The sequence below is a fragment of the Burkholderia sp. 4M9327F10 genome (assembly GCF_005503145.1).
GTDB lineage: Bacteria > Pseudomonadota > Gammaproteobacteria > Burkholderiales > Burkholderiaceae > Paraburkholderia.
This window is the reverse complement of sequence record NZ_SCNV01000060.1, coordinates 21,872-40,376: the sequence shown is the minus strand read 5'-3', so window position 1 is coordinate 40,376 and position 18,505 is coordinate 21,872. Positions and strand designations below refer to the sequence as shown.

Annotated in this window: 13 protein-coding genes; 8 read left to right on the top strand and 5 right to left on the bottom strand. The window is 64.2% G+C overall.

Going from position 1 to position 18,505, the window contains the following annotated elements; all coding sequences use genetic code 11:
* The first annotated feature begins 8 nt into the window (after nt 1–8).
* Nucleotides 9–1,511 carry an FAD-binding oxidoreductase gene (locus tag FFS45_RS34170; protein ID WP_249363035.1) on the top strand — a complete coding sequence of 501 codons (1,503 nt, stop codon included), beginning with the start codon at nt 9–11 and terminating at the stop codon, nt 1,509–1,511.
* A 54-nt stretch (nt 1,512–1,565) separates the two neighbouring features.
* Entirely contained in the window at nt 1,566–2,423 is an 858-nt protein-coding gene (locus FFS45_RS34165) for a metallophosphoesterase (RefSeq protein WP_137959049.1), read from the top strand.
* Between the two features lie 38 nt (nt 2,424–2,461).
* Here the strand turns inward: FFS45_RS34165 and FFS45_RS41955 are convergent, their stop codons facing one another.
* Together FFS45_RS41955 and FFS45_RS34160 are read right to left on the bottom strand one after the other, a co-directional pair.
* Entirely contained in the window at nt 2,462–2,617 is a 156-nt protein-coding gene (locus FFS45_RS41955; RefSeq protein WP_171029830.1) for a hypothetical protein, read from the bottom strand.
* Between the two features lie 201 nt (nt 2,618–2,818).
* On the bottom strand, nt 2,819–3,760 hold the full coding sequence (locus FFS45_RS34160; RefSeq protein ID WP_137959048.1) for a LysR family transcriptional regulator: 942 nt from the start codon (nt 3,758–3,760) through the stop codon (nt 2,819–2,821).
* A 156-nt stretch (nt 3,761–3,916) separates the two neighbouring features.
* Between FFS45_RS34160 and FFS45_RS34155 the strand changes: the two genes are divergently transcribed.
* Genes FFS45_RS34155 through FFS45_RS34140 form a run of 4 tightly spaced genes read left to right on the top strand, consistent with a single transcriptional unit; the run spans nt 3,917 to nt 8,780 of the window.
* Nucleotides 3,917–5,497, top strand: coding sequence for an efflux transporter outer membrane subunit (locus FFS45_RS34155; protein ID WP_137959047.1), 1,581 nt, complete (start codon nt 3,917–3,919; stop codon nt 5,495–5,497).
* A gap of 14 nt (nt 5,498–5,511) precedes the next feature.
* Nucleotides 5,512–7,716: an FUSC family protein gene (locus FFS45_RS34150; protein WP_137959046.1), complete on the top strand. Its 2,205-nt coding sequence runs from the start codon at nt 5,512–5,514 to the stop codon at nt 7,714–7,716.
* A complete protein-coding gene (locus FFS45_RS34145; RefSeq protein WP_137959045.1) occupies nt 7,706–7,906 on the top strand; it encodes a DUF1656 domain-containing protein in 201 nt (66 codons plus the stop codon). The genes FFS45_RS34150 and FFS45_RS34145 overlap by 11 nt, the downstream gene beginning before the upstream one ends.
* 13 nt (nt 7,907–7,919) lie before the next feature.
* Nucleotides 7,920–8,780 carry an HlyD family secretion protein gene (locus FFS45_RS34140; protein WP_137959059.1) on the top strand — a complete coding sequence of 287 codons (861 nt, stop codon included), beginning with the start codon at nt 7,920–7,922 and terminating at the stop codon, nt 8,778–8,780.
* A 746-nt stretch (nt 8,781–9,526) separates the two neighbouring features.
* On the opposite strand, the gene FFS45_RS34130 is transcribed toward FFS45_RS34140, so the two are convergent.
* Complete coding sequence (locus tag FFS45_RS34130) at nt 9,527–11,197, bottom strand: methyl-accepting chemotaxis protein (protein WP_137959043.1); 1,671 nt, start codon at nt 11,195–11,197, stop codon at nt 9,527–9,529.
* A 403-nt stretch (nt 11,198–11,600) separates the two neighbouring features.
* Between FFS45_RS34130 and FFS45_RS34125 the strand changes: the two genes are divergently transcribed.
* Both FFS45_RS34125 and FFS45_RS34120 read left to right on the top strand, forming a co-directional pair.
* Nucleotides 11,601–12,851, top strand: coding sequence for an MFS transporter (locus tag FFS45_RS34125; protein ID WP_137959042.1), 1,251 nt, complete (start codon nt 11,601–11,603; stop codon nt 12,849–12,851).
* Between the two features lie 274 nt (nt 12,852–13,125).
* Nucleotides 13,126–15,030 carry a propionate--CoA ligase gene (locus tag FFS45_RS34120; protein ID WP_137959041.1) on the top strand — a complete coding sequence of 635 codons (1,905 nt, stop codon included), beginning with the start codon at nt 13,126–13,128 and terminating at the stop codon, nt 15,028–15,030.
* A 60-nt stretch (nt 15,031–15,090) separates the two neighbouring features.
* On the opposite strand, the gene FFS45_RS34115 is transcribed toward FFS45_RS34120, so the two are convergent.
* Both FFS45_RS34115 and FFS45_RS34110 read right to left on the bottom strand, forming a co-directional pair.
* Nucleotides 15,091–15,876 (bottom strand): 5'-methylthioadenosine/adenosylhomocysteine nucleosidase, encoded by a 786-nt coding sequence (locus FFS45_RS34115; protein WP_137959040.1) that lies wholly within the window; start codon nt 15,874–15,876, stop codon nt 15,091–15,093.
* Nucleotides 15,873–18,224 (bottom strand): UvrD-helicase domain-containing protein, encoded by a 2,352-nt coding sequence (locus FFS45_RS34110; protein ID WP_137959039.1) that lies wholly within the window; start codon nt 18,222–18,224, stop codon nt 15,873–15,875. Before FFS45_RS34110 ends, FFS45_RS34115 begins: the two co-directional genes overlap by 4 nt.
* Nucleotides 18,225–18,505: the final 281 nt, after the last annotated feature.

Below are 18,505 nucleotides of genomic sequence, written 5' to 3'. Positions count from 1 at the left end.
CGACCATCATGACCGAATCCGCCTCCCAACCGGCACATAACCCATCAACAGCGCAGACAAGCGGCCAGGCATCCGGCGCGGCTGCAACCGCCACGTCGAGCGCCGCCTTCCTCGCCGCCTGCCGCGATGCCATCGGCGCAGCCCACGTGCTGACCGATGCGCACGACACCGCCCCCTACCTCACGGACTGGCGCCGCCGCTACGCCGGCGCGGCATGCGCGGTGCTGTGTCCGTCGACGCCCGCCGAAGCCGCCGCGCTGGTCAAGCTGGCGGTCGAGTACCGCGTCGCGCTGGTGCCGCAGGGCGGCAACACGGGTCTCGCAGGTGGCGCCACGCCGGACGAGAGCGGCACGCAAGCCGTGCTGAGCCTGCGCCGCCTGAACCGCATACGCGACATCGATCCGCACAACAACACGATCACCGTCGAGGCCGGCGTGATCCTCGCCGAGGTGCAGGCTCGCGCGGAAGAAGCCGGCCGCCTGTTCCCGCTGAGCCTCGCCGCCGAAGGCAGTTGCACGATCGGCGGCAATCTCGCCACCAACGCGGGCGGCACCGGCGTGCTGCGCTACGGCAATACCCGTGAACTGTGTCTCGGCCTCGAAGTGGTGACGGCGCAAGGCGAGCTGTGGGACGGCCTGCGCGGATTGCGCAAGGACAACACCGGCTACGACCTGCGCGACCTGTATATCGGCGCGGAGGGCACGCTCGGCATCATCACTGCTGCCGTGCTGAAGCTTCATCCTCTACCCGCCGCACGCGTCACGGCGCTCGCCGCACTTGCCTCGCCGCATGCCGCGCTCGATTTTCTGGCGCTCACGCAACGCTTCGCCGGGCCGCTTCTGACCGGCTTCGAGCTGATGTCCGATTTCTGCCTGCGGCTTGTGGGCCGGCATTTTCCGCAGATGCGCTATCCGTTCGCAGAGGCGCATGCGCAAGTCGTGCTGCTCGAACTCTCGGACAGCGAAAGCGAGGAACATGCGCGCGAGCTGTTCGAGCGGCTGATGGAAACCGCCCTCGAAGAAGGTGTCGTGGAAGATGCTGTGGTGGCGGAAAACCTCGCGCAATCGCAGGCGTTCTGGAATCTGCGTGAACACATTCCACTCGCGCAGGCCGAAGAGGGTCTCAACATCAAGCACGACATTGCCGTGCCGATCTCGCGCATCGGGCACTTTATCGAGGAAACCGACGCAGCGATCGCGCAGGCCGTGCCGGGTGTGCGGATGGTGACGTTCGGCCACCTGGGCGACGGCAATCTGCACTACAACGTGCAGGCTCCTGAAGGCGTCGACGCCAAAGCGTTTCTTGCCGAATACCAGAGCCCCATCAACCAGGTCGTGTATGACAGCGTGCACCGGCATCGTGGCAGCATCAGCGCGGAGCACGGGCTCGGCCAGTTGAAGATCGACGAGGCAATGCACTACAAGCAGGACGTCGAAGTGGCGTTGATGCGTGCGCTCAAACAGGCGCTCGATCCGCTCAACCTGATGAACCCCGGCAAGGTGCTACGCTAGGGGCACGGCGTAAGCCCCGCGCGGCCCGGCGGTTTCTTCAGAGGAGTGCCTGTCGTGAAGATTCGTGTGCTGTCCGATCTGCATCTGGAGTGCGACGAACCCGAGGTGATTCCGCATGCGCAGGCCGACCTGGTCGTGCTTGCGGGCGACATCCACAATCACGCGGCCGGACCGCGCTGGGCCGCCCAGACCTTCGACGGCGCCGTGCCGGTCGTCTATGTGCCGGGCAATCACGAATACTACGACGGCGAATTCGGCGCGCTGGAAGCGGCGATGCACGACGCGGCGGCATCGGTCGACAATGTGCATCTGCTGAACAACGCGGCGCTGGTGGACCCCGCCGGCGAGTGGCGCGTACTCGGCACCACCTTGTGGACCGACTTCACGCTTTACGGCGCCGACGACGAAGCGTTTGCAGAATCTATCGAAGCCGCCCGGCGCTTCATGCTCGACTTCCGCGGCCTGATTCAACTCAGTTGGCCGCATGGCCGACCAGATGCGCCGGCGCAAGAGCGCTCGCATGAAGGCGCCGCCCCCGCGGACCCCACGGCCACCCGCGATTTCACTCCTGCCGACTCGCTCGCCCTGCATATGCAGGCGCGCGCATGGCTCGCGCGCGAGCTGGCCAAACCGTTTGCGGGAAAAACCATCGTGGTCACGCACCACGCCCCACACCGGCTCAGCCTCGCCGAGCGCTATGCGGACGACCGCGTCTCGGCCGGTTTCGTCAACCATCTGCCGACGCTGGTGCGCTCGCCCGTCGCGCTATGGATTCACGGCCACACGCACACGGCGTTCGACTACACCGTCGAGGGCACGCGGGTGGTATGCAACCCGCGCGGTTATCTCGACCGCCGCACGCGCCAACCGGAGAATCCGCAGTTTGCGTGGGATAAGGTGATTGACGTCTAGATGATCGACGTCTGGAAGGTCAGAACCGTGGGCCCCGCTCAGCGGCGACGCGTATAACCGGCAGCGTCGCGGCGCTCGGCGCGAACCGGCACCAGTTGCGGTTGCGCGCGCAGGTTGCGCAGCAGTTCACGCGACGCGGCAATTCCGATCAGTCCCAGCATGACGGCCACGCCGATGAGCAGATGCGTATCCATGAGTCCCTCTTTATTCCAGTTAGATCCAGTTTCTGACGGCAACCCAGCGGTCGGCCAGCGCGTTGACCCAACGTTACCAAATCAAATCGGCCGCAGAAGTAAGGAAATGTTGCGACGCCGCACATCTGTAACAGGCCGTGATGCGCGTGCGGCGGCGACTGTCAACGTAAGGGAGCCGGCGTCAGCCGGCCGGCGCCGCGCTCAGGTGCGGGCGAACTTGCGCAGTTCGGCCTGATCGGTGGCGAGCGTCGTGGGCAGTTCATCGCGCAGGAATTCGACCCAGGTGCGAATCTTCGCGTCCAGATACTGACGCGAGGGGTACAGCGCATACAGCTTCATCTCCTGCGAGGTGTACTCCGGCAACACCCACACCAGCTGGCCGCTACGCAGACCGCTGATCGCCGAGTAGATCGGCACGAGGCCAATGCCCATGCCTTCGCGCACCGCGACCGCCAGCGCCTCTGCGACATTCACCTGAAAGCTCGCCGTCCCGAGCACGTGGGTCTCCTGGCCGCTCGGACCATCGAAGGTCCACTCGTTCGCGGGAAAAACCGGCGTGACCATTTGCAGACAGGTATGCCGGCTGAGGTCGGAGGGCGTCTGCGGCACGCCATGGCGCTCCAGGTAGGCGGGTGAGGCGCACGCAATACTGAATGCGCTGCCCAGGCGCTGCGACACCAGCCCCGAATCAGGCAGAGCCTGCGACGCCAGCACCAGAGCGACGTCGTAACCCTCGTCGAGCAGGTCAGGCACGCGATGGGCCAGCGTCAGTTCGATATTCACGTCCGGATAGCGCTGCTGATAGCGCCCGACGGCCGGCACCACGTAATGCTGGCCGAGACTCGTCATGGCATGGACTTTCAGCTTGCCGGACGGCCGCGCATGGGCGTCGCTCGCCTCGGCTTCCGCCTGATCGACGTAGGCCAGAATCTGTTCGCAACGTTGCAGATAACGCTCGCCGGCTTCGGTCAGCGCAATACGCCGGGTCGTGCGATTCAGCAAGCGCGTGCGCAGATGCGCCTCGAGATCGGAGACCGCGCGCGAGGCATACGCCGTGGTCGTATTCAGGTGCTGGGCGGCGCCTGTGAAGCTGCCTGCTTCGACGACTCGGACAAATACACGCATGTTTTGAAGCGTATCCATACATATCCTTACTGAGACAAGGTGATTGTTACATGCTTCGTAAGAGCGATTGTCTCAGTTTAGGTAAAGATACCTTGCATCTTTACGGGTTATTCAGGAATACCGCAAAAAATATAATAACGCACAAGGTTCTTTAGTCAATTAAGGGGGTAAATCGTGCAGTCTCCGGTACAAAAAGGGGTCGCCTTTATCGCCGTTCTTACGATCTCACTAACAATCGCCGGCTGTGCCAGTACCGGAGGCATCACACCGCAAGCTCGCGGCATTGCACCGTCCTCGCTCGATGCCGGCGCCGCCATTCGGGCCGCCAACGCGGACGCGCAATGGCCCGCCGCAGACTGGTGGCGCGCCTATAACGATCCGCAGCTCAACGCCTGGATCGACGCCGCCCAGGCCGGCAATCCGACACTCGCGATCGCCCAGGCACGGGTGCGCCAGGCGCAGTCGATGGCCGGCGTGGCGCACGCGGCGCTCTCGCCGCAGGTCAACGGCAATCTTTCGGTCGAGCGCCAGCACTGGGCGGACAATATTTACTACGGCCCAGGCTCGCTTTCCAACGCGACGACCTGGGACAACACCGGCACGATCGGCCTGTCTTACCACCTCGACGTGTGGGGCAAAGACAAGAACGCTGCGCAGGGCGCGCTCGACGCCGCCCACGCCAGCGCCGCGGACGAACGCGCCGCCCAGCTCGAACTCGAAGCGAATGTGGTGCGCGCGTATATCGGCCTGTCGATGAACTACGCGCTGCTCGATATCGCCAGGGCGACGCTGCAACAACAGCAGCAGATCGTCGATCTCGCCACGCGCCGCCTGAACGGGGGGCTCGGCACCCAGCTCGAAGTCAGCCAGGCCGAAACGCCGGTGCCCGAATACGAACGCCAGATCGACGCACTCGAAGAGCAGATCGCGCTGGGCCGCAACCAGCTTGCGGCGCTGGCCGGCAAGGGCCCGGGCGCAGGCGATTCGATCACCCGTCCGACGCTCTCGCTCGCCGCACCCGCGGGCCTGCCGTCGGCCTTGCCGGCCGAACTGCTCGGCCATCGGCCCGACATCGTCGCGGCACGCTGGACGGTGGCGGCACAGGCGCGCGGTATCGATGTGGCAAAGGCCAATTTCTATCCGGACATCAACCTGCTGGCGTCGATCGGCGGTTATGCCGCGGCCGGCCCGCTGTTCCAGTTCCTGCGCTCGGCAAACGGCGGCTGGACGGCCGGCCCGGCCCTGTCGCTGCCGATCTTTGACGGCGGCCGGCTACGCTCCGAACTGGGTGCAGCCGACGCGGGCTATGACGCCGCGGTCGAGCAGTACAACCAGACTATCGTGAGCGCGCTGAAAGATGTTGCCGATCAGGTGGTACGGATTCGCTCGCTGGAAACGCAGGAAAACGATGCCGAGAGATCGGTCGCCGCTGCGCGTAAGAACTATGGCCTGGCGAAGGAAGGCTACCGGCGTGGTCTGACGGACTATCTGAACGTGCCGATTGCACAGAACCAGTTGCTGCGAGCCCAGGAAGGCGTGGCACGGGTGCAGGCCGAACGGCTCGGTGCCCATGCTTCGCTGATGACGGCGCTCGGCGGCGGCCTTGCCGATCCGTCCGATGGCCCGAACACGGAAGAGACACTGCCCGCGCATGGTAAGGGCAAGGCGGCCGCGGCCACCACGCTCACCACGCCCGTATCCGGCAGCGCGGCGGTGAGCAGCCAGGCCTCTGCTCATCCGGCAGCAGTTCAGTAAGCGCGGAGCTGACCATGTCCACCGCTCCCTCTTCCGCTGCGCGTCAGCCGTTCACATTCGCGGCGCTCTCCACGGCTGCCGCCGACTGGGCCCGCACCGACGGGCTGACATGGATCTACCTGTTCAAGGCGCTGGCGGCCGCATTCCTTTCGCTGTACGTAGCAATGAAGCTCGATCTGCCGCAGCCGCGCACCGCGATGACCACCGTATTCATCGTGATGCAGCCGCAAAGCGGCATGGTGTTCGCGAAGAGCTTCTACCGGATCTGCGGCACGCTGGTCGGACTCGTCGTCATGCTGGCGCTGATCGGGCTGTTTGCCCAGCAGCCGGAACTCTTCATCGCGACGACGGCGATCTGGGTCGGCATCTGTACCGCAGGCGCCGCGCGCAACCGCAATTTCCGCACTTACGGCTTCGTGCTGGCGGGCTACACCGCGGCACTGATCGGCTTTCCGGCGGCACAGAATCCGGACGGCGCGTTCATGTCCGCGCTGACCCGCGTGGCGGAAATCGTGGTCGGCATCGTCTGTTCGGGTGTGGTCAGCGGGCTCGTGTTTCCGCGCTTCACCGGCGAACAGATGCGCACCACCATCCGCGCCCGCTTTAGCGCGTTCGTCGACTATGTTTCGGCCTCGCTGTCGGGACAGGTCGACCGCGCGCAGATCGAAGCCACCAACGCGCGCTTTGTCGCCGACATCGTCGGCTTCGAAGCGATCCGCAGCGTCGCTGTATTCGAAACACCCGCCTCGCGGATGAGGAGTGGCCGCCTGTCGCGGCTGAACAATGAGTTCATGACCGCATCGACGCGCTTTCACGCCTTGCATCAGTTGATGAACCGCCTGCACGACGCCGGTGCGTCCGTCGTAATTGAAGCGCTGGAACCGTATTTCAAGGAGATCGCGCCGCTGCTCCACAAATCGGGCGAACCGGTGCTTACCGCCGCCGACGCCGCGCACGTGACCGGGCAGCTCGACGCCTATAAGGCCGAATTGTCCAAACGGCTGCGTGCGACGCGCGAAGCGCTGGAGTCTCAGCCGGATGTGCCGCTGCTCGATTTCGATACCGCAGCCGAACTGCTTTCGCGCTTCGTCGACGACCTGCACGCCTATGCGGCCACTTATGCATCGCTGGCTGTCGATACCCACGAGCGCGAGCGCTGGATCGACCGCTACGAGCCGAAGACCAACGTCTTGACCGCAGGTGTGGCCGGCGCGCGCGCGGCCATCGTGATCGCGCTGTTGGGCGCGTTCTGGATCGCGACCGCGTGGCCGAGCGGCGTCACGCTGCTGCCGGTGGGCGCGGCAACCTGCGCACTGGCGTCCACCTCGCCGAACCCCACGCGCATGGCGTTCCAGATGGCGGGCGGCACGGTCCTGTCGTCGCTGCTGGGAATGATTCTGGTGTTCGGCGTGTATCCGCACGTCGACGGGTTTCCTCTGCTGTGTGTCGCGCTCACGCCGTTCCTGCTGCTCGGCGTGTTCATGACGACGCGCCCGAAGCTGGCCGGCTACGGGGTGGGTTACTGCATCTTCTTCTGTTTCCTTGCGGGCCCGGACAACGTGATTCATTACGATCCGACCAGCTTCATCAATGATGCGCTGGCGCTGTTTCTGTCGATGCTGGCCTGTTCGGTCGCGTTCGCGCTGCTGCTGCCGCCGTCGCTGCCCTGGATGCGCAACCGCCTGCTGATCGACCTGCGCCGCCATGTCGTGCACGCCTGCCATTCGCGTCTGTCGCGGTTGCGCTCGCGTTTCGAAAGCGGCGCACGCGATCTGATGTTCCAGATCAACGCGCTCGCCGACAAGGAACCCGAAGTCAGGCGCGACAGCCTGCGCTGGCTGTTTGCCGTGCTCGAAGTGGGTAACGCAATGATCGATTTGCGGCGTGAGATCGCCGCGCTGCCGCGGGACGCCCGCTATGCCGCGACGATGCCGTGGCGCATTGCCGAGCGCAAGATGCGCGACGCGGTGGCGGCGCTCTTCGACCGGCCGAACCCGCAGAGGATGGATGCAGCGCTGGCGGCGACGGTGGCAGCGACAGCCGCCGTCCAGCAAGTGCTGACGGCGTTCACGCCGCCACGCGAGGAGCGCCATCAACTGCAACGCATTTTGAGTCATCTGCATTTCATTCGTACTGCGTTGCTCGATCCGCAATCGCCGCTGGAAACGCTGGTGGCGAACCGCAGCGAGGGAGAAAAAGGAGTTCGCCATGCCGCGTGAAGTTGCTGTTCTTGACGCTTACGTGCCGGCCATTGTGCTGCTGTTCGTGGCCGGTGCTGCGCTTACCTGGTTGCTGGATCGCGTGATTGCCTATACGGGGCTTTATCGCGTGGTTTGGCATCCGAACCTGTTCCGGGCCAGTCTGCTCGTGTGTGTATGCGGCGTGCTGGGTCTCGCCGTTTATCGTTGATCAGAGTCGAATCATGACCATCCGAAATATTCTGGGTTTTGTCGCGACAGCCGTCGTCTTCGTTATCGCGATCCTGATAGGCCGCGCCCTGTGGGTTCATTACATGGACGAACCCTGGACGCGCGACGGCCGGGTGCGGGCCGATGTCGTCAACATAGCGCCGGACGTCTCGGGCGCGGTGGTGGCGCTCCCGGTGCACGACAACGAGCTGGTAAAGAAAGGCGATTTGCTGATGCAGATTGACCCGTCGCACTACCAGATCGCGGTCGAGCAGGCCGAGGCGGCGGTAGCCGCGCGCAAGGCCGAACTGCAGATGCGCCGCGACGATGCGCAACGCCGCGCGGACATGGACAGCCTGGTGGTATCGAAGGAAAGCCGCGATAACGCGACGCATACCGCCTCGGCGGCGGAGGCTGCTTATGAGCAGGCGCTGGCTGCGCTGGATGCCGCGAAGCTGAATCTGGAGCGCACGCGCGTGGTGTCACCGGTGGATGGCTATGTGACGAATCTGGCGGTGTTCCAGGGGGATTATGCGATTGCCGGGTCGGCGAAGCTTGCTATTGTGGATAGCCATTCGTTCTGGGTTTATGGGTATTTTGAAGAGACCAAGCTGCCGCATGTCGGGATTGGCGACAAGGCCGAGATGCGGTTGATGAGCGGCGGGGTTTTGCAGGGGCATGTTGAGAGTATTTCACGCGGTATTTATGATCGCGATAATCCGCAGAGCCGGGAGTTGCTGGCCGATGTGAATCCGACTTTCAACTGGGTCAGGTTGGCGCAGCGGGTGCCCGTGCGGATTCATATTGATCGTGTTCCTGATGGGGTTGTGCTTTCGGCTGGCACTACGTGCACGGTTGTTGTTAAGCCTAGCTGATTTTTTTGCCTTGCAGGCGGCTTTTGGTTTTGCCTGCGGCGGCTTGTTATTGGTTGTTGTTCCTGGGGTGTTGGCCTTTCCTTGATTTGATATTGGTCTATTGGCGTTGCCCCTGTGCGGGGCGGCACCTACTTTTCTTTGCCGCCGCAAAGAAAAGTAGGCAAAAGAAAGCGGGCTGCAACCGCTAGCCCGTAGTGAGCCATCCCAGTCTGCGACCGGAAACGGCCCAGGACGAGACCCGCCCTCGCAAATTCCCCCTTCGTGACACAGCGCTCATCCACCCCACTCCGCACTACGTGCGTCGCGGACGGGTTTGCATGGGAAAACGGGGGGAGGCGGGACATGTGGCTTACGCATCACCTGGAATTCGCAGGGTTGGCGAGCCTGGATAGTTAGAATGCCTACATAATTTGCAGAAAGGGTTATACCCAACGGCGGGGCGCGAAGCGCGACGCTGGAACGGATGAGTGCCTTGTCACTAACACCAGTGGTGCGAGAACTGGTCTCGTCTCGGGCCGTTCCCGGTAGCAGACCGGGATGGCTCACTACAGGCTAGCGGTGTGAGCCCGCTTTCTTTTGCCTACTTTTCTTTGCGGCCGGCAAAGAAAAGTAGGTGCCGCCCCGCACAGGGGCGACGCTAATAAACCAAAAACAAAGCAAGGAAAGGCCAACGCCCTAAAAACAACAACCAAACTCAAGCCGCCGCAGGCAAAACCAAAAGCCACCTGCAAGGCAAAAAAACCACATCAACCATTCAACAAAAACTTCCCAACCATAACCTTCAAAGCCTTAGCCTGATCATCCAACGACCGAGCAGCCGCAGTAGCCTGCTCCACCAGCGCCGCATTCTGCTGAGTCCCAGCATCCATCTGCGTCACCGCGAGATTAATCTCCTCAATCCCGGAACTCTGCTCGGCGGAAGCAGCCGAAATCTCCCCCATGATGTCGGTCACACGCTTCACAGCCTTAACAACCTCATCCATGGTCTGCCCGGCGTCCTGCGCCAAAGTCGAACCATTACTGACGCGTTCAACAGAAGTACTGATCAACCCTTTGATCTCCTTGGCAGCCGCCGCACTACGCTGCGCAAGATTGCGCACTTCCGCCGCGACCACCGAGAAACCGCGCCCTTCCTCACCCGCCCGCGCAGCCTCCACCGCCGCGTTCAACGCGAGAATGTTGGTCTGGAACGCAATCCCCTCGATCACGCCGATGATGTCGCCAATACTGCGCGCGCTATCGTTGATCTCGTTCATGGTCGAAACCACGCGGCTCACCACGTCGCCGCCCTTCTCGGCAATCGCCGATGCGTTATTGGCCAGCGTGCTCGCCTGCTTCGCGTTGTCGGCGTTCTGCCGCACCGTCGAAGTCAACTCCTCCATGCTGCTCGCCGTGCGCTCCAGCGCCATCGCCTGCTGCTCGGTCCGCTGCGAGAGGTCCAGGTTGCCCATCGAAATCTCGCCCGACGCCGTCGCAATCGCGTCCGCGCTCGCGGCGATGTCGGACACCGTCGTCGACAGTCCGCTCTGCATGTCGTGCAGCGCCGACAGCATGCTCGAATGATCGTTACGCGCCAGCGCGATCCGGTTCGACAGGTCGCCCGCCGCAATCCGGCTCGCAATCTCCTTCGCATACGCGGGCTCGCCGCCCAGTTGCCGCGCGAGCCGGCGCACCACCCATTCGCTGATCACAAACGCCAGCACGATCAGGCCGAGCGTCATCGCCGCCATCATCACAAACGACGAGTGGTAGATGAACGCCGAAGCCGCAATGGTCGCCTTCGCGGCCACGCTGCGCTGTTCGACCAGCACGTCCACCATCTTCTCGAGCTTCTCGGTCTCCACTAGCAAGGACACGTCCTGCGTGCCCACCTGCCAGTTCATCTGCGACAGGTCGAGCGGCTGCGCCTTCACCAGCGTCACGAAATCGCGCAGGTGGCCGCTCCAGGTGGCGATCGCCGCAGCGAATTTCTTCTGCTGGGCAACCTGATCGGCGTCCGAGGCGTCGACATACTGTTGCAGCGTACTCATCTGCGCGGACAGGCCGGCGAGGTCCTTGTCGATGTCCGAACCGAGGTCGTCGCGTTCCTTGCCGGTCGTCGCGGTCAGCAGCATCTTCTGGGCCCGGCTCGCGCGCAACACGTAACCGCGCGCTTCCTCGGCCGCGCGGCTCGCCACGTGGCCCTGGTCGTAGATCGACTGCGTCGAACCGTTGAGCCGGCTGATCTGCGCCAGCGAAAACACGCCGATCAACAGCGTGCCGATCAGCAGCACAGCGAAAGCCAGGCGCAACGTCGCCTTCACCGACAAGCCCTTGAGCCGCCCAACCGGCGCGCCCGAACGCGGCGCCTTGCCCGCAGGCTCCCCGTCCGCCACGAACCCCGCGCTAGTCTGGCTGCCCAGCGAAACTGCTTTCATATTTCGTCCCCACATATCGACCGCCCGGAAAGGTCAGTTCCGGCATTCATCTTTATCTCACCGGGTCTACGGCATTTGCGGCTGCAATCTTTAATGCCGCCGCCTCCCGGTGCTCCTTGCGCCATGACGCATCCGCCTCGTAGGCGGCGCCCCGCGTGCCGTCTTATACCCGGCCAAAATTCCTCGCAGGCGCGTCATGTCACGGCCGGGCCACAGCCGGGTCACAGCCGACTCATGGCGCATTCGAGGCCATCCCATGTCCGATTCGCGACAAAAGTTGTCCGTACATTTCACGTGAGCCACATTACACTTTGTGAAAGTTCAGATAGTTCCGGCTAATGTGCCGATATGCCGCAGCCCGCGGATCCGGCCCTCGTTCACTTTTGTCTCCCTCCCCAAGCGTATGCAAACGAGCCTCGACAAAAACGCCCTCGCCGGCGTCTCAAGCAGCCCCGCCACTCCTCCTCTGGCCGCCAAGGCGCAGCGCACGGTCTACTCCATACTGGGCGCAATCAGCTTTTCGCACCTGATCAACGACATGATCCAGTCGCTGATCCTCGCGATCTATCCGATGCTGAAGGCCAACTTTGCGCTGTCGTTCGGCCAGATCGGCCTGATCACGCTGACCTATCAGATCACCGCCTCGCTGCTGCAGCCGCTGATCGGCAGCTATACGGACAAGCATCCGAAGCCATATTCCCTGCCCATCGGCATGGGCTTTACGCTCGCCGGCCTGCTGCTGATGTCGGTGGCGCCGAACTTCGGCATTCTGCTGGTGGCGGCGGCGCTGGTCGGCTGCGGCTCTTCGGTATTCCACCCGGAATCGTCGCGGGTCGCGCGGATGGCTTCGGGCGGCCAGCATGGGCTCGCGCAGTCGCTGTTCCAGGTGGGCGGCAACGCCGGCTCATCGCTCGGACCGCTGCTCGCCGCGCTGATCATCATCCCGCACGGCCAGCGCAGCATCGCATGGGTGTCGGCCGCGGCGCTGGTGGCGATCGTCGTGCTCACGCAGATCGGCCGCTGGTACAAGCGTCATCCGGCAACAAAAAAAGCGCGCGGCGCACAGGCCGCTCATGCCACGCTGTCGCGCAACCAGGTGCTGCTTGCAATGGGCGTGCTCGTGCTGCTGGTGTTCTCGAAGTACTTCTACCTCGCCAGCATCAACAGCTACTTCACGTTCTATCTGATCGACAAGTTCCATCTGCCGGTGCAGGCCGCGCAGGTCCACCTGTTCATTTTCCTCGCGGCCGTCGCAGCGGGCACGATCATCGGCGGTCCGATCGGCGACCGGATCGGCCGTAAATACGTGATCTGGGTCTCCATCCTCGGTGTCGCGCCGTTCACGATGCTGTTGCCGTACGCCAACCTGTTCTGGACCAGCGTGCTGACCGTGGTTATCGGCGTGGTGCTGGCGTCGGCGTTCTCGGCGATCCTGGTCTATGCGCAGGAACTGATTCCCGGCAAGGTGGGCATGATCGCGGGCCTCTTCTTCGGCTTTGCGTTCGGTCTCGGCGGGATCGGCGCGGCAGTGCTCGGCCAGCTGGCCGATGCGACCAGCATTAGCTATGTGTACAAGGTCTGCTCGTTCCTGCCGCTGATCGGCATCCTCACCGTGTTCCTGCCTGACGTCGAGGGCAAGCGCGCCAAGGCTTGAGCAGGCGGGATGGCGGGATCGAACCCGCCGCGGACCTGAACCGCGGAATCCCGACCGGGAGTCGACGCCCGGGACCGAATGGAAAAAAGGCGCTGCGGCGCCTTTTTCCATTCTGGGCGTGCGCCGCGCCTATGGTGAACCCGCGTTGTCCGCGCCGGTGAGCCTGCTCTATGCTGTGCGCACATGCTCCGCCCCGGCCGGGGTCGCCGCTCACCCGCCGGCGCGGATGCTCGCCCGCCCGCTCACCCACGCAGCAGGACAAGGATCGCCGCCGATGACCCGTTACCGCGAGTTCCACCGCCGTTCCGTCGAAGCACCGGAAGACTTCTGGCGCGAAGAAGCACGCCGCATCCATTGGGAAACGCCGTTCGAGACCGTGCTCGACCGCTCGAATCCGCCGTTTGCGCGCTGGTTCGTGGGCGGCCGGACGAATCTGTGCCATAACGCAGTGGACCGCCATCTGGCCGAACGGGCGCAGCAGAATGCGCTGGTCTACGTATCGACGGAAACCGGCATCGAGCGGCACTACACCTACGCCGAGTTGTACGCCGAAATCAACCGCATGGCCGCAGTGATGCGCTCACTGGGCGTGAAGCGCGGCGACCGCGTGCTGGTCTACCTGCCGATGATCCCCGAAGCCGTATTCACCATGCTCGCCTGCGCGCGGCTCGGGGCGATTCACTCGGTGGTGTTCGGCGGCTTCGCGGCGCCGAGCCTCGCGGCGCGCATCGACGACGCCAGGCCGGCGCTGATCGTCACCGCCGATGCCGGCGCACGCGGCGGCAAGGTGATCGACTACACGCCGCTCGTCGACGAGGCGCTCGCCCGCGCGCAGCACAAGCCGCCGCATGTGCTGCGGATCGACCGGCAGCTTGCGCCCGAGCGCCTGAGCGCCAGCTACCTGGTCGACTACGAGCCGCTGCGCGAACAGTTTTTCGATGCCCATGTGCCGTGCGAATGGCTGGAATCCAACGAGCCGTCGTATGTGCTCTACACCTCGGGCACGACCGGGCGGCCCAAAGGCGTGGTGCGCGACGTGGGCGGCTATGCGGTGGCGCTGGCGGCATCCATGGAATACATCTTCGAGGGCCGTGCGGGCGACACCATGTTCACCGCCTCGGATATCGGCTGGGTGGTCGGCCATAGCTACATCATCTATGCACCGCTGATCGCGGGCCTGACCACGGTCATGTACGAAGGCACGCCGATCCGCCCGGACGGCGGCATCTGGTGGCGGCTCGTCGAGCAGCATCGGATCAACCTGATGTTCACCGCGCCGACCGCGTTGCGCGTGCTCAAGAAGCAAGACCCGGCGCTGCTGAAGAAATCCGACCTGTCGAGCTTGCGCGCGCTGTTTCTGGCCGGCGAGCCGCTAGACGAACCCACCGCCTCGTGGATCGCCGATGCGCTCGGCAAGCCGGTGGTCGACAATTACTGGCAGACCGAAACCGGCTGGCCGATGCTAGCGATCCAGCGCGGCGTCGAAGCGCTGCCGCCGAAGCTCGGCTCGCCGGGCGTACCGGTCTACGGCTACAACCTGACGCTGCGCAACGAGCAGACCGGTGACGTCTGCGCGCCGGGCGAGAAAGGCGTCATCACGCTCGGCTATCCGCTGCCGCCGGGTTGCATGTCGACCGTGTGGGGCGACGACCGGCGCTTTGTCAGCACCTACTGGTCGAGCGTGCCGGATCAGCAGCTGTATTCGACGTTCGACTGGGGCATCCAGGATGCCAACGGTTACGTGACGATTCTCGGCCGCACCGACGACGTCATCAACGTTGCCGGTCACCGGCTCGGCACGCGCGAGATCGAGGAAGCGCTGTCGAGCCATGCGGCGGTGGCCGAAGTCGCGGTGGTGGGGGTGGCCGATCCGCTCAAGGGGCAGGTGGCGCTGGCCTTCGCGGTGCTGCGTGATGCCGGGCGTTACGAGGCGGACGACGCGCGTGCGCAGTTGGAGGCCGAACTGGCTGCAACGGTGGACCGTCAGCTTGGAGCGATTGCGCGGCCGGCGCGGGTGCATATGGTGGCGATGCTGCCGAAGACGCGCTCGGGCAAACTGCTGCGCCGCGCGATTGCGGCGCTGGCCGAAGGGCGCGACCCCGGCGACCTGCCTACCATCGAAGATGCCAGCGCCCTGCAGCAGGTGCGCGATGCGCTGGCGGCGGGTGGGAAAGCATAAGGATTGCGCGATGCAAGCAGATGGGGGCTGCATCGCGCAGGCCTCATTCGCCCCGCGCGCTCAGGCGCGTGCCTGCAGAAACCGCTTCAAAATACCGTTCGAATAAGTCCCGGCGATCTCGGTCAAGAACGACTTGAACGACGCCGGTGCATGCGCATCCGCGGTATCGGACACCGTGCGCACGACCGCGCACGGCACGCCGTACTCATGGCAGACCTGCGCAATCGCCGCGCCTTCCATCTCGACCGCGAGCGCATCGGGCAAGGCCTCGCGCAGCGCTTCGACCGCCGCCGCACTGGCGACGAACTGGTCGCCGCTGATGATGAGCCCACGGTGCACCTGCGGCAGTTGCGTACCAAAGCGCGCCGCCAGAGCCGGCCCCTCCTGCGCCACGAACTGCTCCACCGCCGCCGCGAGTTGATCGGCCAGCACCCGATCCGCAGCGAAGCGCGCCACGCCGAGCAACGGCACTTCGAAACGCGGAAACAGCGGCGACGCGTCGAGATCGTGCTGCGTCAAGGTATCGGCCACGACCACATCGCCGATCCGTACTTCGCGCCCGACTCCGCCCGCGACGCCGGTAAACACCACCGCCTCGACATCGAACACGTGAATCAGCGCGCTGACCGTCGCTGCCGCGGCCACCTTGCCGATGCGCCCAAGCGTGACGACACAAGGCGCGCCATGGACCGTGCCGACGTGATAGTCACGCCGGCCGTGCGTAAGCGTGCGCACCTCGGATTCGGCGCGCATCGCCTCGAGCAGATCACCGAGTTCCTGCGGCAATGCCGCCATCACTCCAAGCGGACGACGGGCGCCCGCAGCTCCGGTTTGCACTGTGCTCATTCGACCGCCTGCAGTTTGGCGACCGCGAGCGCCAGCCACTTCTCGCCGTGCCGTTTGAACTTGACCTGCGCCTTCGCGTCGGCGCCGCCGCCTTCGAGCGCGGTAATCGTGCCTTCGCCGAACTTGGTGTGAAACACCTGCTGGCCGACCCGGAAACCGCTTTCGGCTGCACGCTGTTCGTTGGCGAAAGCCGGCAGCGGCGCCGAGGTCGATGACGACGGGCCGGTGTAGCCCGGCCGCGCGAACCAGTCGCGGCCATAGCCGGCGTTGTCGGAGCGGCCGCCCCAGCGAGCGCCCGCCTCGACCTTGGGCGTGAGCCACTTGAGCGTTTCCTGCGGCAGTTCGTCGAAAAAGCGCGAACGGATGTTGTAACGGGTCTGGCCGTGCAGCATCCGGCTCTGCGCGAATGAGAGGTACAGGCGCTCCTTGGCGCGCGTAATGGCGACGTACATCAGACGACGCTCTTCTTCGAGCCCGTCGGTTTCCATCGCGCTGTTCTCGTGCGGGAACAGGCCTTCTTCGAGACCCGTGATAAACACCGCGGTAAATTCGAGTCCCTTCGCCGCGTGGACCGTCATCAACTGCACGGCTTCCTGGCCAGCCTGCGCCTGGTTGTCGCCGGCTTCGAGCGAGGCGTGCGACAGGAAGCCGGCCAGCGGCGTCATGGTGTCGGGGTTCTGCGCCGGGTCGGTGAGATCCGGCGCATCGAGGACGACGACGTTCGGATCGTCGGTTTCCGCCGCCAGTTCAGGCGCGGCGGTCGCACCCGGGCGCAGCGGAATGGAGCGCGCCGGTGTGTCGAGCCCGTAGCCTTCTTCGCTGACGAAGGCCGCTGCCGCGTTGACCAGTTCCTGCAAGTTTTCGAGGCGGTCCTGGCCCTCGCGTTCGGTCTGATAAAACTCCGCGAGACCGCTCGTGCGCACCACGTATTCGACGGTTTCCGGCAGGCTCATCTGCTGAGTTTCCGCGCGCATCTTGCCGATCAGATTGGCGAAGCCGGCGAGACTCGACCCTGCCTTGCCGGCGACATAAGGAATCGCAGCCGCCATCGAGCAGTTGTAGAGACGCGCCGCGTCCGCGAGTTGCTCGATCGAGCGCGCGCCGATGCCGCGCGTCGGAAAGTTGACGACGCGGGCGAACGCGGTGTCGTCATTCGGGTTATCGATCAGGCGCAGATAGGCGAGCGCGTGCTTGATTTCCTGACGCTCGAAGAAGCGCAGACCGCCATACACGCGGTAGGCAATGCCGGCATTGACCAGCGTGTGTTCGATGGTGCGCGACTGCGCGTTGCTCCGGTACAGCACGGCGACTTCGCTGCGCGAGGTGCCGGTGCTGATCAGCGCCTTGATTTCCTCGACGATCCAGCCGGCTTCCTGCGAGTCGGTGGCGGCTTCGTAGACGCGCACCGGTTCACCGTGACCCGCGTCGGTGCGCAGGTTTTTGCCCAGACGCCGCGAGTTGTTGGCGATCAACTGATTGGCCGCATCGAGGATATGGCCGTGCGAGCGGTAGTTCTGTTCGAGCTTGATCAGATGGCGGACATTGAACTCGTTCTCGAAGTCGCGCATGTTGCCGACGTTCGCGCCGCGAAACGCGTAAATGGACTGATCGTCGTCGCCGACCGCGAAGATCGAGTTGGTCTGTCCGGCGAGCAGCTTGAGCCACGCATACTGGAGCTTGTTGGTATCCTGGAACTCGTCGACGAGGATATGGCGGAAACGCGCCTGATAGTGCGCGCGCAGCGGCGGATTGTGCGCAAGCAGTTCATAGCAGCGCAGCAGCAGTTCGGGGAAATCCACCACGCCTTCGCGCTGGCACTGCTGCTCGTAGGCCTCGTAGAGCTCGACGAACTTGCGGTTGAAGTTATCGGTGGCGTCGACGTCTTTGGGGCGCAGACCCTGCTCTTTGGCGTTGTTGATGAAGTACTGGAGATTTTTCGCCGGGTACTTCTCGTCGTCGATGTTCAGGCCCTTCATCAGACGCTTGATCGCGGACAACTGGTCGGCGGTATCGAGGATCTGGAAGGTGGCGGGCAAGGCGGCATCGCGATGATGGGCGCGCAGCATGCGGTTGCAGAGGCCGTGGAACGTGCCGATCCACATGCCGCGGGTGTCGATGGGCAGCAGGGCTTGCAGGCGCGCCATCATTTCGCGGGCGGCCTTGTTGGTGAAGGTCACCGCGAGGATGGTTGCCGGCGATGCCAGGCCTTGCTGGATGAGCCAGGCGATGCGGGTAATCAGAACGCGGGTTTTGCCGCTGCCCGCGCCGGCCAGAATCAGTGCCGGTTCGTTTGGCAGCGTGACCGCTGCGTGTTGTTCAGGGTTCAGGTTGGTGAGGAGTTCGGGCATTTTCCAAGGGGGTCGGCGGCGGGTCGTTCGTTATTATAAGGTTCGGGGGGTGTTTTGCCTTGCAGGCGGCTTGGGTTGGTTGCCTGCGCGGCTTCTGCGTAAAGGTCAGCCCTACCGACACCGTCAGATACTATTACCGCTGGGACAAGCCCAAGACGGTGGGCGGCAATCGCCAGCAGGGCCGAAAGATACTCGGCCCCTTCGGACACGCGTGGCGCCGCTGTGCAATGAGGCGCACAATGAAAAGCCCCGCCGAAGCGGAGCTACGAAACCACAACTCA

Coding starts and splice junctions, on each gene's coding strand:
- FFS45_RS34115 (WP_137959040.1), bottom strand. CDS start 15,876: ATGAGCACAGTGCAAACCGGAGCTGCGGGCGCCCGTCGTCCGCTTGGA.
- FFS45_RS41955 (WP_171029830.1), bottom strand. CDS start 2,617: ATGGATACGCATCTGCTCATCGGCGTGGCCGTCATGCTGGGACTGATC.
- FFS45_RS34145 (WP_137959045.1), top strand. CDS start 7,706: ATGCCGCGTGAAGTTGCTGTTCTTGACGCTTACGTGCCGGCCATTGTG.
- FFS45_RS34170 (WP_249363035.1), top strand. CDS start 9: ATGACCGAATCCGCCTCCCAACCGGCACATAACCCATCAACAGCGCAG.
- FFS45_RS34140 (WP_137959059.1), top strand. CDS start 7,920: ATGACCATCCGAAATATTCTGGGTTTTGTCGCGACAGCCGTCGTCTTC.
- FFS45_RS34130 (WP_137959043.1), bottom strand. CDS start 11,197: ATGAAAGCAGTTTCGCTGGGCAGCCAGACTAGCGCGGGGTTCGTGGCG.
- FFS45_RS34160 (WP_137959048.1), bottom strand. CDS start 3,760: ATGGATACGCTTCAAAACATGCGTGTATTTGTCCGAGTCGTCGAAGCA.
- FFS45_RS34110 (WP_137959039.1), bottom strand. CDS start 18,224: ATGCCCGAACTCCTCACCAACCTGAACCCTGAACAACACGCAGCGGTC.
- FFS45_RS34120 (WP_137959041.1), top strand. CDS start 13,126: ATGACCCGTTACCGCGAGTTCCACCGCCGTTCCGTCGAAGCACCGGAA.
- FFS45_RS34125 (WP_137959042.1), top strand. CDS start 11,601: ATGCAAACGAGCCTCGACAAAAACGCCCTCGCCGGCGTCTCAAGCAGC.
- FFS45_RS34150 (WP_137959046.1), top strand. CDS start 5,512: ATGTCCACCGCTCCCTCTTCCGCTGCGCGTCAGCCGTTCACATTCGCG.